Genomic DNA, 13,628 nt, shown 5'->3' with positions numbered 1-13,628 from the left:
CTCAGGAGATCTGCACGACGCCGGTCGGCGGGGCGCCTGCCCCGTCGACCGGCGCCCAGCGCGCGTCGTTGCCGTCGGCGCGCTGCCACACCTGACCGTCGACCGCCACCCGCTCCGCGCCGGTGACGCCGGCGGTGGCGACCGCCCAGTGCGCGACCGCCCAACCGAGCCGCTCGCCGTCGCCGTCGAGCTCGGTGGTGTCCACGACGACGACGCCGTCGGCCGCGGCCGTGGTCAGCCCCCAGTCCTGGGCGAGCCGCTCGGGGACCGCGGTCGCCGGGTCCGGTGCGTCGTCGTCGGGCCGTAGCCGGCAGGTGAGGGTGGCGGGGGAGTGGCCGGTGAGCGCGGACGCGAAGGCGCGGCCCTCCGGCTCGTGGTCGGCGTAGGCCAGCGGGAAGCCGGACCGTTGCACCCGCTGCGCGGCGTCGGTCACCGGGATCTGCCGGTAGTCCTCGACGGTGACGAGCACGTCGAGGAACGCGTTGGTCGCGAAGACCGGGTCCATCACCTCGGCTTCGCTGCCCCACCCTTGCGAGGGGCGCTGCTGGAACAGGCCGAGGGAGTCACGGTCGCCGTAGTCGATGTTGCGGAGCTTGGACTCCTGGACGGCGGTTGCCAGCGCGATGGTCGCGGCGCGGGCCGGCAGCTCCCGGCGGACGGTGAGCGCGGTGATGAGAGCCGCGTTGTCGGCCTGGTCGGCGTCGAGCGTGGCACCCTCGCCACCCGGGAGGGTGACGGTGCAGGTGTCGGAGATCCGTGCCGGCACCGCGACGTGGAGCACCGCGGCGACCCCGGCGCCGGCCACCGCCAGCCCCGCGACGGTCAGCAGCGTGCCGCGCAGCAGCCCGCTACGCATGCGGGAGGTGGACGGGGACAGGGCGGGTGCTCACCAGCTGAGTTTACGAGGCTGCGACGCCCCTGGGCGACGACGCTCGGCGAGCTGTGCCACGCTGGAGCCGTGACCACCGAGCCGGCGCCGCCCGACCCACGGCCGGTGCAGCGTCCCGGTGACGGCTGGGTCGAGTGCCGGTGCGGCGCGCGCCACTGGGGCCGCTACGGCGCCGCCGGGCTGCTGCTGTCGACCGGACCGCAGCCCTCGCGCCCGACCCGGGTCGTGCTGCAGCACCGCGCCCGCTGGAGCCACTTCGGCGGGACTTGGGGGCTGCCGGGCGGCGCCGTCGACCCCGGCGAGACCGCGGTCGCCGGCGCGCTGCGGGAGGCGGCGGAGGAGGCCGGTATCCCCGCGACGGCGGTCACTGTCCGGGCCACCTACGTGCTCGACCACGGCGACTGGGCGTACACCACCGTGCTCGCTTCCGCGGCGGAGCCGGTCGAGCCGGTGGTCAGCGACCCGGAGAGCCTCGAGGTGGCGTGGGTCGAGCTCGACGAGGTCCGCCACCGGCCGCTGCTGCCGGCCTTCGAGGACGCACTGCCCACGCTGCGGGAGATGGTCGGGCGCCGGCTGGTGCTCGTCGTCGATGCCGCGAACACCGTCGGTTCCCGGCCGGACGGCTGGTGGCGCGACCGTGCCGGCGCCACCGCGCGGCTGCGCGACGAGCTGGCGGAGCTCGCCGTCGCCGGGCTGCCGGCGGCCGACGTCGGGCTGCCGGGCGGTACGTGGTTCCCCGAGATCGTGCTCGTCACCGAGGGGCAGGCCCGCGACGTCGCGCCGGTGCCCGGCGTGCAGGTGGTGCCGGCGCCCGGCCCGGGTGACGACGAGGTCCTCGCCCAGGCGTGGCGTGCCACCGGTGGCGGGAGCGACGACGTCGTCGTCATCACCGCCGACCGGGAGCTGCGCCGCCGGGTCGAGGCCGTCGGTGCCCAGACCGCCGGTCCGCGCCTGGTCCTCTACCCCATAGGTCGCTCATCCGGGGCATAGATCGACCACTGGGCGGTGTCATAACCACCCAGAAGAGCGACTCAACCCTCGGGCTGCTCGTCGATGGTGCAGAGCACGGTGCCGGAGGTGACGTTCTGGCCGACGTCGGCCTTGAGGCTGCTGATCCGGCCGCTGCGGTGCGCGACGAGCGGCTGCTCCATCTTCATCGCCTCGAGGACGACGACGAGGTCACCGGCCGCCACCATCGCGCCGTCGGCCACCGCCACCTTGACGATCGTCCCCTGCATCGGGGAGGTGAGCGCACCGTTGCCGGTCGTGGCGCCGCGCGCGTTGGAACGCCGGATCGGACGGCGGACCGCGCCCCGTCCGCCCCGGCCGGCGCCGATCCCGAGCCCGGCGGGCAGCACGACCTCCAGCCGCTTGCCACCGACCTCGACGACGACGCGCTCGATGGACTCTTCCGGCTCCGCCCCGGCGGGCGCCGCAGCGCCGTCGGGCGTCGCGGCCGTCGGCAGCCCACGCAGCTGGTCGGCGAAGTCGTTCTCGATCCAGGTGGTGTGCACCCGGAAGTCGGAGGCCGTCTCGGCGACGAAGTCCGGTGACTCGAGCACCGCCCGGTCGAACGGGAGCACGGTGGCCATCCCGGTGATCTCGATCTCGCGCAGCGCCCGGCGTGCCCGGGCGATGGTCTGGCGCCGGTCGGCACCGGTGACGATGAGCTTGGCGAGCATCGAGTCGAACGCACCGGAGATGGTGTCGCCGGCGACGACGCCGGTGTCGACGCGGATGCCCGGCCCCGTCGGCCAGCTGAGCGTGGCGATGGTGCCCGGGGCGGGCAGGAAGCCGGCGGCCGGGTTCTCGCCGTTGATGCGGAACTCGAGGCTGTGCCCGCGGGTGGTGACCTCGGAGTAGCCCAGCGGCTCACCAGCGGCGATCCGCAGCTGCTCGACGACGAGGTCGATGCCGCTGATCTCCTCGGTCACCGGGTGCTCCACCTGCAGCCGGGTGTTGACCTCGAGGAACGAGATGGTGCCGTCGAGGCCGATGAGGAACTCCACCGTCCCGGCACCGACGTAGCCGGCCTCGCGCATGACGGCGATCGACGCGCGCCGCAGCTCGGCGTCCTGCTCCGGGCTGAGGAACGGCGCAGGGGCTTCCTCGATGAGCTTCTGGTGGCGGCGCTGCAGCGAGCAGTCGCGGGTGGAGACGACGACGACGGTGCCGTGCTCGTCCGCCAGGCACTGGGTCTCCACGTGACGGGGCCGGTCGAGGAACTTCTCCACGAAGCACTCGCCGCGGCCGAAAGCTGCCTTGGCCTCACGCACCGCGGAGTCGAACAGCTCGGGGATCTCCTCGCGGGTGCGGACGACCTTGAGTCCGCGCCCGCCGCCGCCGTGGGCGGCCTTGATGGCCACCGGGAGGCCGTGGGTGTCGACGAAGGCGAGGATCTCCTCCGCGCTCGTCACCGGGTCGGGGGTGCCGGCCACCAGCGGCGCGCCGGCGGCGCCGGCGATGTGGCGGGCGCTGACCTTGTCGCCGAGCGCGCGGATGGCCTCCGGTGACGGGCCGATCCACACCAGTCCGGCGTCGATCACGCGCTGGGCGAAGTCGGCGTTCTCCGAGAGGAAGCCGTAGCCGGGGTGGATGGCGTCGGCGCCGGACCGGCGAGCGACGTCGAGGATCTTGCCCTCGTCGAGGTAGGTCTCGGCGGCGCGGGCACCGCTGAGGCCGAACGCCTCGTCGCACATCCGCACGTGGAGCGCGTCACGGTCGGGGTCAGCGTAGACCCCCACGGTGGCGATACCGGTGTCGATGCAGGCGCGTGCCACGCGCACCGCGATCTCGCCACGGTTGGCGATGAGCACCTTCGTCAGGGGGCGTCGGGAGGCCGACGCTCCAGAGGTGCTCGTCATGGATGCTCCGTTCGGGTCGGACATGGGTGCTGCGGGCACGCACGAGCGTGCCCGTGACCCGGGACCGATCCACGGTAGCCGTCGCGGCGCCCTGCACCTACTAGCCGGTGCTCGCGTCGGCGAAGTCTGTCCGTCGACCGCAACTTGCGACCGCTCCGGTTGTGACGTTGCTACAACGACCTCCGGCATAACTCCGGATTGCTCCGCGCTCGATTGTCGGATTGGCCACATCTGCGTCCGGCGGGAGGATGATGGCAGGACCGGACGAGGGGGAGGGCGATGAGCGACCTGCAGTGCGCCGCGACCGTCGTCGTGCTCGGCCCGACGACGGCGTCGCCCGCGCTGCTCGCCCAGCTGCACGAGCGCCGGGTCGCGCTCGTCTACGCCGGGGGCGGCCCGGGCACGACGGTGGGGGCCACGCGCCTGGCACGCGACCTCAGGGTGGCAGTACGCCGGGTGACCGCGAGCGCTCCCGGGCCCGATGACGGGGCCGGGGCTGCCGACGTCCCGGAGCGAGACGCGATGCCCGAGGCAGTATCCGTGTTCCGAACCGCGCTCGCGTCGGTCCCGGCGACTGGCGCGGCGTCCGTACCCGCGTTCGACGCCGTGCTCGACGATCTCGCCGACGAGCACCGTGGGGAGTGCGTCGTGCTCGTCATCGACGACGGCGCGTTGGCCGCGCTGGCACGACGCAGTGGCCGAGACGGCGCCACGGGCATGATCATCGACCTCGACGACGACGGTCGCCAGGTGGGCGAGCTGCCCGCGTGCTGAGCGCTCCGGCCCTGTCCCGTCATGTCCTGGCCGATGTCAGTGTGCCGCCGTACGCTTGAGGCATGGCACCGGACATCGCTGAGGTCGAGCGGGCCCTGCTCGCGCTAGCTCCAGAGGAGCGCGCAGCGGTCATTCGCGCTGGGCTATTGAGCCTCGACGGCAGTACTGCCGAGGGGTCGCAGGACGACGTCGACGCCGCGTGGCGCGATGAGATCGGCAGTCGGCTCGATGACGTTCTGCAGGGCAGGGTCCAACTGGGGTCGTTCGAGGCAACGCGCGCCAGCTTCGCCGCCAGGTACCCGGCGCCCATTCAGTGACGCACACGCATCCCGAGCATCCCGATGCGAGTGCCGAACTGTTCGCTGCGGCCGAGCGATACGAGCAGACCGAGCTGAGGCTCGGCCATGCGTTCTTCGAGCGCGTGGCCGAGGCGATCGAGGCGATCGAGCTGTATCCGGAGGGCTGGCCGCCGTTCCATGCGCGACAACTGACGCACCCAAACCGGCCGGATCACCACACCGAATCCGGCCCTTTTCGCCGGGGCGACGACCCGCTGAGGGAGGAGTGGTCTCAGCGCGGTGCCCACAGGTCGGTGATCGAGACCCCGACATCACTGAGCAGGGCGCGCAGCAGCGGCAGACTGAGGCCGACCACGCCGTGGTGGTCGCCCTCGATCCGTTCGACGAACGGCCCGCCGAGACCGTCGATGGTGAAGGCGCCGGCGACCACGAGTGGTTCACCGGTGGCGACGTAGGCGTCGATCTCGGCGTCGGACACGTCGGCGAAGTGAACGATGGTCTCGGAGCTCGCCCCCGCCTCCCGGGCGGTCGCGTCGTCGTTCGTGCGGGTGAGCGTGCTCACGCGGGGTGCCCGCAGGTCGACGAGCCAGTGGCCGGTGTGCAGCACCCCGCTGCGGGTGCGCATCGTGCGCCACCGAGCCGTCGCCTCGGCGGCGTCCGCCGGCTTGCCGTGGATCTCGCCGTCGAGCTCGAGCATGGAGTCGCAGCCGAGCACGAGGTCGGCGTCCGGTGCCAGCCGAGCGGCGACGTCGCGGGCCTTCGCCCGGGCGAGCAGCAGCACCTGCTCGGCCGCAGGCGGCGCGCCGTCGGTGGCGGCCCGTTCCAGCAGGGCCGGTTCGTCCACCTGGGAGACGGAGACGATCGGAGCGATCCCGGCGGAGCGCAGCGTGGCGAGTCGGGCGGGGGAGGCTGAGGCGAGGACGAGGCGGATGCTCACGTCAGGACGATACGGGCAGGGGCAACGTCCCGCTTAACTGCGGACCTCGTCCGGGAGGCCGTGGGCGAGTAGTCCCGTAGGGGATCGTGCTGTCGCGGACAATCCAGCTGTCGCGGACAATCCAGCTGTCGGCGGGGTGGGGGTGGGGGTGGGGCAGCGGGTCAGCGCTCCGCGTGCACGAGGGCGGAACGGAGCACCCCGAGCCCGACCGAGCCGACGTCGAGCGCGCGCCGGTGGAAGGCCCGCAGGTCGAACTCGTCGCCGCGGGACGTCGCCTGGGTGCGGGCCTCGTCGCGGATCTCCTCCCACAGCCGCTGGCCGACCTTGTACGACGGCGCCTGGCCGGGCCAGCCGAGGTAGCGGTCGAGCTCGAAGGCAAGGAAGCCCTCGGCCATGTTCGCGTTGGCCTTGAGGAAGTCCCAGGCGTTGGCAGCGTCCCAGGTCCGACCGCCCCACTGCCTTGGGGCGACCTTGCCGAGGTGGACGCCGATGTCGAGGACCACCCGGGCCGCCCGCAGCCGCTGGCCGTCGAGCATGCCGAGGTAGTCACCCGGGTCGTCGAGGAAGCCGAGGTCGGCCATCAGCCGCTCGGCGTACAGCGCCCAGCCCTCGCCGTGCCCGCTGACCCAGCAGGCCAGCCGGCGCCAGGTGTTGAGGGTCTGCGACCGGTAGGCGGTCTGGCCGATCTGCAGGTGGTGCCCGGGAACGCCCTCGTGGTAGACGGTGGTGAGCTCGCGCCAGGTGCTGAACTCGGTGACGCCCTCGGGCACCGACCACCACATGCGTCCGGGCCGGGAGAAGTCGGCGCTGGGGCCGGTGTAGTAGATGCCGCCGGTGCTGGTCGGCGCGATGCGGCAGTCGAGCCGGCGGACCGGCTCGGGGATGTCGAACTCGGTGCCGGCGAGCGCGACGACCGCGGCGTCCGAGACGGACTGCATCCACTCCTGGAGCGCGCCGGTGCCGTGGATGCGGCGCGCGGGGTCGGCGTCGAGCCGCGCCATCGCCTCGGTGGGTGTGGTGCCCGGCCCGTAGAGGTGAGCGGCGACGGCGTCCTGCTCGGCGGTGATCCGGGCGAGCTCGGCCAGGCCCCACTCATAGGTCTCGTCGAGGTCGACCGCCGCGCCGAGGAAGTGCCTCGACCACAGCTCGTAGCGATCGCGGCCGACCGCATCCACCGTGCCGGCCCGAGGTGCGAGCTCGGTGCGGAGCATCGTTGCGAGCTCGCCGTACGCCCGACGTGCCGCGGCGGCGCCGTCCGCCAGCCGCTCCCTCACGGCGGCGTCGAGCGTGCCGCTGGTGGGCTGCGCGCCCGCGACGAGCTCGTCGAAGAACGACGTGCCGGCCGCCGCGAGCCCGTCCGCCTGGTCGATGCACGCCTCGACCTGACGGATGGCGGCCACGTGGCCCTCCGCGGCGGCGTGGCGCAGGGACTCCTGGTAGCCGGTGAGCGCGGCGGGGACCGCTGCCAGCCGAGCGGCGATCGTCTGCCAGTCCGCCACGGAGGCCGTGGCCATGTGGTCGAAGACCTCCCGCACCCGCTGGACGGGCGAGCTGATCGCGGCACGGGTGACGCCGTCGAAATCGTCGACGGCGTCGGCCGCCGCGATCTCCGCGATGGTGGCCGTCGCGGCCTCGACGCGTGCCAGCGCGCCGGCGGGGGAGAGGTCCGGCAGCTCGTGGTCGTGCCCCGGGACGCCGAGCAGGGTGGCCTCGATCGGGTCGAGCGCGACGAGTCGCTGCACGTACCTCTCGGCGATGGCATCAACGGGCGTGGCAGCGCGTTCAGGGATCGGCACGACGGCAGCCTAAACCGTGACGCCTGGGGGCCGTGCCGCCACGTCGGGCAGCCGTGAAGTCCGTCACAACTGACGCTCTGCGGGGTGAAGCCGAGGGTGAAAGACCGCTAGAAGTACTTTCGGAGGAGGAGGCCCGATGAAAGTAGGAGCCGGGTGACGTGATCGCGTCACCCGCCGATTTCTGCCTCCTGGGAGTTTCTTCAGTGTCACAACCTACTGTTGCCCGGCGGTCGCGCACCCGCGCCCGACGAGCCGTACCGCGCCGCATCATGGCGCTCCTCACCGCTGCCCTCGTGCTGCTCAGCGGCAGCATCGGGATGCTACCGGCGCAGGCCGACCCCACGGCCGCGCTCACGCTCGCCAAGTCGATCGACAAGGATGTCCTCGCCCCCGGCGAGACCGCGGTCTACGAGCTCGTCCCCGGCTGTGACAGCCCGACGACGCTGTGCGAGGGGGCCGTCCTCACCGACACTATCCCCGAGCCGCTCGTCATCGAGGACATCAACGTCGTCGGCGGCGGGTACGAGGTGCAGCAGGACGGCAACACCGTCACGGTCCGCTTCAGCGACGTCCACGAGAACGGCTCGGTCGGCCTCGAGGACGGCAGCACGGCGCAGGTCTACATCACGGTGCGACTCCCGCAGAGCACGCCGCCGGAGCTTAACGGCGCCGTCCTGACGAACACCGCCGAGGTCACGGCTGACAACGCCGCACCGAAGCAGGCCGACGTCGACGTCACCCTCGACGTACCGGTGACCATCGCGGCCGCGATGCAGAAGGCGTGGGGCACCGACTCCGTCCCCACCGGGTCTACCCAGGACATCGCGCTCAACCTGACCGGGATCGCCAACGCCTCGAACATCGGCGCGAGCTCGCTCACGCTCGTCGAGCCGAGCAGCGACCCCAACCCGTTCGAGATCGTCGAGGTCACCGGCCTGCAGGGCATCACCCTGCCGCAGGGCGCCGACCAGGGACAGGTCATCGTCATCACCGCCGACGGCGAGCTGGCGGGTGAGGTGTCGGCGACCCCGACGCTGCCCGCCGGGATCGTCCCTGCCGACATCACCGGCCTGCGGGTCGTCTTCTCCGACTCCACCGACAGCGGCGCCATCGTCGCCGGCGGCACCGGAGGCTCGGTCGTGCTGCAGACGCAGCTGCGCAACGGCGCCGACGCGGAGCTCGTCGACAACGAGGTCTCCGTCGTCGCCGCCACGCCGCAGGGCACGTCGGAGCCGGCCACTGCCGAGGACTCCTTCGCCATCGCCCCGGCGGACTACGCCGTCCAGGCGGCCAAGCACATCAACCCGAGCACCATCGTCGAGGGCGCCGACGCGGCCGTGACGATCGGCGCCACCAACGCCTCCAACCAGCCGCTCGACACCATGAGCCTGACGGAGCCCGCCGGTGACTCGGCGTTCTTCGAGCAGGGCGTCGACCTCGGCGCGTTCACCACGACCCCGTGGCCCACCGGAGCGACCGGCGGCACGCTCGTCGTCGACGGCACCAGCTACGACCTCACGGACGACGGCGGGAACGTTGCCTGGCCGGCCGACCTCCCGACGAGCATCGACGGCTTCGTCGTCGCGTTCACCGGCAGCTTCGCCCCGGGCGCGACCATCAGCGCGAGCTTCGACGTCACCGGCACCACGGCCGGCACCTACACCAACACCGTCGCGGCCAACGGATCGAGCGGTGACGACGACGCCGAGGAGGCACAGGCGCGCGCCGACCTCACCGTCGAGGCGCCGAACGTGGAGTTCGGCGCCCGCAAGTACTTCGTCGAGAGCGGCCAGCACGGCACCGTCGTCGAAGGCGTCCCGGGCGAGACCATCACCGCGGTCCTCCAGGGCTGGGTCAGCGCGCGCAACGTGCCGGTCTACCAGATCGTCCAGGAGGACGTCTTCAGTGACGAGCTCATCGGGGCCCTGTCTGCGACCGCGCTGCGGATCGAGAACGACCAGGGCGCCCAGACGGTGCTCGTCGAGCGACTCGTCGCCGGTGCCTGGGAGACCGTCGTCGCGGACGACGACGGCACCTACCTGCTCGGTGCCGGCACCGAGGGCGCGCGCGTGACGTACACCGCCGACCCCGAGGGCCACGGCTTCGCCACCGGCCAGCGGGTGCAGGCGGGGATCGACTTCGTCGTCGCCCAGCAGCTCGAGGACGGCGCGGAGATCGAGAACGTCGTCGTCGTCGGCCCGGGGGAGGGCCAGATCGGCGAGGGCACGCCCGGCGGCGGTGAGTTCACGGTGGACAAGGAGCTGAAGCTCGGCGTCGCCAAGTCCTGGGCTCCGGTGAAGGTCGTCATCACGCCGGACGACCTGAACCCGGCGAGCTCGATCAAGCTCAATGCCCAGAACCCGTCGGCCTACGCCGTGGACCACCTCGGCATCAGCGAGCCCGGTGAGGGCAGCGACGCGTTCGAGTACGTCGACATCACCGGTCTGTCGGTGACGCTGCACGGCAACGCGTCCGGCGCCACCCCGCGTCCCGAGGACGCCGTCCTCACGCTCCTCCTCGCCGACGGCTCGACCGCCGAAATCCTCGGCGCCGACGCGCTCAACCCGTCCTACGACAGCTGGGCCGACGTCGTCGGCTTCGACTTCGCGCTCGTCAGCCCCGACGCGGACGGCGACACCATCCCGCGCGGCGCGAGCTTCGAGGTCATGGTCGCCACTGAGCTGCGCAGCGAGACCCGCACGGCCGGCACTCCGACCGAGGCCGCGCTCGCCGCGCTCGAACCCGCCTACGTCATCCCCAACACCGTCGACGCCGAGGTCCGCCGCGGCGACGACGTCCGGACGGGGTCGGCCGAGGCGCCGCTCGAGGTCGAGACGGTCGAGTCGGTGGACATCACCGCCGACGTGACCAAGACCTTCACGCCGTCCTCCGGCAGCCTCCTCAAGCCGGGCGGCGCGCCGAACGATGTGGCAGTCCAGTTCGCGCTCGCCACCGGTGAGGACAAGGCGGACCGGATCACGTTCGAGGACGTCGACCCGACGTTCTGGAACGCCTTCGACTTCCAGTCCTGGTCGAGCATCGACGTGACGCACTGGGCCGCCGAGGGCCAGGTCGAGCTCGAGCTCGCCTACCTCGTCGGTGCCGAGCTCACCTCCGGCGACGACGGGGTGAACGTCTCCGGCGGCACATGGGTCGAGGACGGCCCGTACTCGGTCACCGGCACCGGTCTTCCCAGCGGCCTCGGCCTGCCCGAGGAGGTCGCCTCCGGCGACGTCCAGGGCGTGCGCATGACGATCGCGACGACCGACCACTCGGTCCTGCCGGGGATATGGAACGCCACGACCTCGCGCGACGACTACTCCGTCGGCCTTGTCGTCCGCCCCCGCGCGGAGCTGCGGACCGGCGAGCCGAACGCTGCCGGCGACGTCCCCAACCCGGGTGAGGACGCTGCGGCGACCGTCGTCAACGACCTCACCGGCACCGCCAGCCGCCTCGGTGGCCCCGCGGTGCTCGACGAGGACGACGCGACCTTCACCTTCGTGCCCGGAGTGACGAGCGCGGACGTCTCCAAGACCGACAACGGTGGACAGAACACGTCGACCACCGCAGGCGGCACGATCAACTACACGCTGCAGGTCACCAACACCGGTGCCGAGCCGATCGTCGACCCGGTCATCACCGACCTCCTGCCCGCCGACGAGAACGGCCCCCAGCTGCTCTTCTCGGCGGACGGCACCGTCGGGTACGCGGTCTCCCCCGAGAGCGGGTCGATCACGGTCGACCCCACGGAGATCACGCTGGCCGTCGACCACGAGTCGACCGACCCGTCGATCGCGGTCACCTTCCCCGAGGGCTCGGCGCTCCTGCCGGGCGAGACCTACACGGTCACGCTGCCCGTCGTCGTGCGTCCCGGCCATGAGCCGGAGACGGGGATCGTCAACACCCTCGTGGTGACCTCCGGGAACCCCGAGTTCCGGGAGACCGACACGGCGGTGGTCAACGTGCTCACCGGCCAGGCGTACCAGAGCCGCAAGCTCGTCCGCGAGGTCGTGCCCGAGGGCGCCGAGCCCACCGGGAACGTCCTCGCGCAGGGCGCACCTGACAGCGCGGTGTGCACCGACTTCGGCGACGGCTTCTACCGTTATCCCTGCGTGGTCCAGACCGCGCCGGGCGGCAGCGCCGAGTGGCAGATCACGGTGACCAACACCGGAAACGTCGTCACGCAGCAGCTCGAGATCCTCGACATCCTGCCCTGGGTGGGCGACAAGCACGTCGTGCCCAGCCTCAGCGCCTTCCCCCGTGGCACGGAGTGGGCACCGACCCTCGAGAGCATCGCCGCGCCGGTCGCGCCCGAGGGCACCACGGTGACCGCCCAGTACCTCGTGGGCAACCCGGCCGACTGTGTTCCCAGCGGGCCGAACAGCAACCCGTGGCAGGGCTGTGACGCCGAGGGCCTGTGGTCCGACGAGCTGCCGGTCGACATCGCCGACATCGGCGCGATCAAGTGGCTGTTCGAGTTCGAGAACGGCCTCCGGCCGACGGAGGGCGTGTCCATCTCCTTCGTCACCACGTCCGGCTACGAGTGGCCGGAGGGTGTCGAGCGCGGACCTGAGGCGTGGAACTCCTTCGCCTACCAGGCGACCGCTCAGCTCAACAACCGCACGGACTACCGCGTGCAGGAGCCCAACAAGACCGGCATCACCTTCGCGAACGTCCAGAAGGTCTCCGTCGGTGACTACGTGTGGGTCGACACCGACCGTGACGGGATCCAGGACGAGGGTGAGCCGGGCATCCCTGGCGTCACCCTGGTGCTGACTGGTCCTGACGGTGAGCCGGTGACCGACGTGTTCGGCGATGTCGTGGCCCCGACCGTGACCGACGAGGACGGGCTCTACACCTTCGAGGACCTGCCGGTTCTCGAGGACGGCGAGTCCTACACGGTCGCTATCGATCGCGAGGCCTCGGCTGAGCCGCTGGCGCCGTACATCCCGACGCTCGAGGGCGAAGGCGACGACGAGTCGCTCGATTCCTCGACGTGGGTGGCCGAGTCGGTCTTGCCCCTGGGCGCCGACGGTGACCGCGACCCGACGCTGGACTTCGGGTTCGTGCTGCCCAAGGTCTCGGTGGGTGACTACGTGTGGGTCGACTCCGACCGTGACGGGATTCAGGACGAGGGCGAGCCCGGTATCCCCGGTGTGACCTTGGTGCTGACCGGTCCGGACGGTGAGCCGGTGACGGATGTGTTCGGCAACCTCGTCGAGGCGACCGTGACCGACGAGGACGGGCTCTACACCTTCGAGAACCTCCCGGTCCTCGAGGACGGCGAGTCCTACACGGTCTCGATTGACCGTGAGCTGTCGGCTGAGCCGCTGGCGCCCTACATCCCGACGCTCGAGGGCGAGGGCGACGACGAGTCGCTGGACTCTTCGACGTGGGTGGCCGAGTCGGTTCTGCCGCTGGGCGCCGACGGTGACCGCGACCCGACGCTGGACTTCGGGTTCGTGCTGCCGAAGGTCTCCGTTGGTGACTATGTCTGGGTCGACACTGACCGTGACGGGATTCAGGACGAGGGCGAGCCGGGTATCCCGGCCGTGACCCTGGTGCTGACTGGTCCGGACGGCGAGCCGGTGATTGACGTGTTCGGCGATGTCGTGGCCCCGGTCGTGACCGACGAGAACGGCGAGTACACCTTCGAGAACCTTCCGGTCCTCGAGGACGGCGAGTCCTACACGGTCTCGATCGACCGTGAGCTGTCGGCTGAGCCGCTGGCCCCGTACATCCCGANTCGTGACCGACGAGAACGGCGAGTACACCTTCGAGAACCTTCCGGTCCTCGAGGACGGCGAGTCCTACACGGTCTCGATCGACCGTGAGCTGTCGGCTGAGCCGCTGGCCCCGTACATCCCGACGCTCGATGGCGAAGGCGACGACGAGTCGCTCGACTCTTCGACGTGGTCGGCTGAGTCGGTCTTGCCGCTGGGCACCGACGGTGACCGTGACCCGACGTTGGACTTCGGGTTCGTGCTGCCGAAGGTCTCGGTTGGTGACTACGTGTGGGTCGACTCCGACCGTGACGGGATCCAGGACGAGGGCGAGCCGGGCATCCCG

General features: G+C 71.7%; 9 protein-coding genes and 1 pseudogene. 5 read left to right on the top strand and 5 right to left on the bottom strand.

Features of this window, described 5'->3' with window-relative positions; genetic code table 11:
• Position 1: 1 nt before the first annotated feature.
• Complete coding sequence (locus V2J52_RS15905; protein WP_331228717.1) at positions 2–856, bottom strand: hypothetical protein; 855 nt, start codon at positions 854–856, stop codon at positions 2–4.
• Positions 857–958: 102 nt separating this feature from the next.
• Here V2J52_RS15905 and V2J52_RS15900 point away from each other — a divergent pair, with 102 nt between their 5' ends.
• The gene (locus V2J52_RS15900) at positions 959–1,879 is read left to right on the top strand and encodes an NUDIX hydrolase (protein WP_331228716.1); all 921 of its coding nucleotides are present in this window, start codon (positions 959–961) and stop codon (positions 1,877–1,879) included.
• 41 nt (positions 1,880–1,920) lie between these two features.
• On the opposite strand, the gene V2J52_RS15895 is transcribed toward V2J52_RS15900, so the two are convergent.
• Complete coding sequence (locus tag V2J52_RS15895) at positions 1,921–3,753, bottom strand: acetyl/propionyl/methylcrotonyl-CoA carboxylase subunit alpha (RefSeq protein WP_331228715.1); 1,833 nt, start codon at positions 3,751–3,753, stop codon at positions 1,921–1,923.
• Positions 3,754–4,032: 279 nt separating this feature from the next.
• Between V2J52_RS15895 and V2J52_RS15890 the strand changes: the two genes are divergently transcribed.
• A complete protein-coding gene (locus V2J52_RS15890; RefSeq protein WP_331228714.1) occupies positions 4,033–4,527 on the top strand; it encodes a hypothetical protein in 495 nt (164 codons plus the stop codon).
• A gap of 62 nt (positions 4,528–4,589) precedes the next feature.
• Positions 4,590–4,844, top strand: coding sequence for an addiction module protein (locus V2J52_RS15885; RefSeq protein ID WP_331228713.1), 255 nt, complete (start codon positions 4,590–4,592; stop codon positions 4,842–4,844).
• Here V2J52_RS15885 and V2J52_RS15880 read toward each other — a convergent pair.
• The 3 genes from V2J52_RS15880 to V2J52_RS15870 all read right to left on the bottom strand — a co-directional run bounded on the left by V2J52_RS15880 (position 4,838) and on the right by V2J52_RS15870 (position 7,559).
• Complete coding sequence (locus V2J52_RS15880; RefSeq protein WP_331228712.1) at positions 4,838–5,113, bottom strand: hypothetical protein; 276 nt, start codon at positions 5,111–5,113, stop codon at positions 4,838–4,840. The genes V2J52_RS15885 and V2J52_RS15880 overlap by 7 nt on opposite strands.
• Positions 5,098–5,763: a Maf family protein gene (locus V2J52_RS15875; RefSeq protein WP_331228711.1), complete on the bottom strand. Its 666-nt coding sequence runs from the start codon at positions 5,761–5,763 to the stop codon at positions 5,098–5,100. Before V2J52_RS15875 ends, V2J52_RS15880 begins: the two co-directional genes overlap by 16 nt.
• Before the next feature lie 161 nt (positions 5,764–5,924).
• Positions 5,925–7,559: a DUF885 domain-containing protein gene (locus V2J52_RS15870; RefSeq protein WP_331228710.1), complete on the bottom strand. Its 1,635-nt coding sequence runs from the start codon at positions 7,557–7,559 to the stop codon at positions 5,925–5,927.
• Positions 7,560–7,828: 269 nt separating this feature from the next.
• Between V2J52_RS15870 and V2J52_RS15865 the strand changes: the two genes are divergently transcribed.
• Both V2J52_RS15865 and V2J52_RS17150 read left to right on the top strand, forming a co-directional pair.
• A complete protein-coding gene (locus V2J52_RS15865; protein ID WP_331228709.1) occupies positions 7,829–13,393 on the top strand; it encodes an SdrD B-like domain-containing protein in 5,565 nt (1,854 codons plus the stop codon).
• A gap of 124 nt (positions 13,394–13,517) precedes the next feature.
• Positions 13,518–13,628, top strand: a pseudogene (locus V2J52_RS17150) (SdrD B-like domain-containing protein); the annotation flags it as partial.

It is taken from the genome of Georgenia sunbinii (assembly GCF_036421875.1).
GTDB classification, from domain to species: domain Bacteria; phylum Actinomycetota; class Actinomycetes; order Actinomycetales; family Actinomycetaceae; genus Georgenia_B; species Georgenia_B sunbinii.
Note: the sequence above shows the minus strand (reverse complement) of the source record. Positions and strands in the feature narration are given on the sequence as shown.

Coding starts and splice junctions, on each gene's coding strand:
- V2J52_RS15905 (WP_331228717.1), bottom strand. CDS start 856: ATGCGTAGCGGGCTGCTGCGCGGCACGCTGCTGACCGTCGCGGGGCTG.
- V2J52_RS15895 (WP_331228715.1), bottom strand. CDS start 3,753: ATGACGAGCACCTCTGGAGCGTCGGCCTCCCGACGCCCCCTGACGAAG.
- V2J52_RS15885 (WP_331228713.1), top strand. CDS start 4,590: ATGGCACCGGACATCGCTGAGGTCGAGCGGGCCCTGCTCGCGCTAGCT.
- V2J52_RS15890 (WP_331228714.1), top strand. CDS start 4,033: ATGAGCGACCTGCAGTGCGCCGCGACCGTCGTCGTGCTCGGCCCGACG.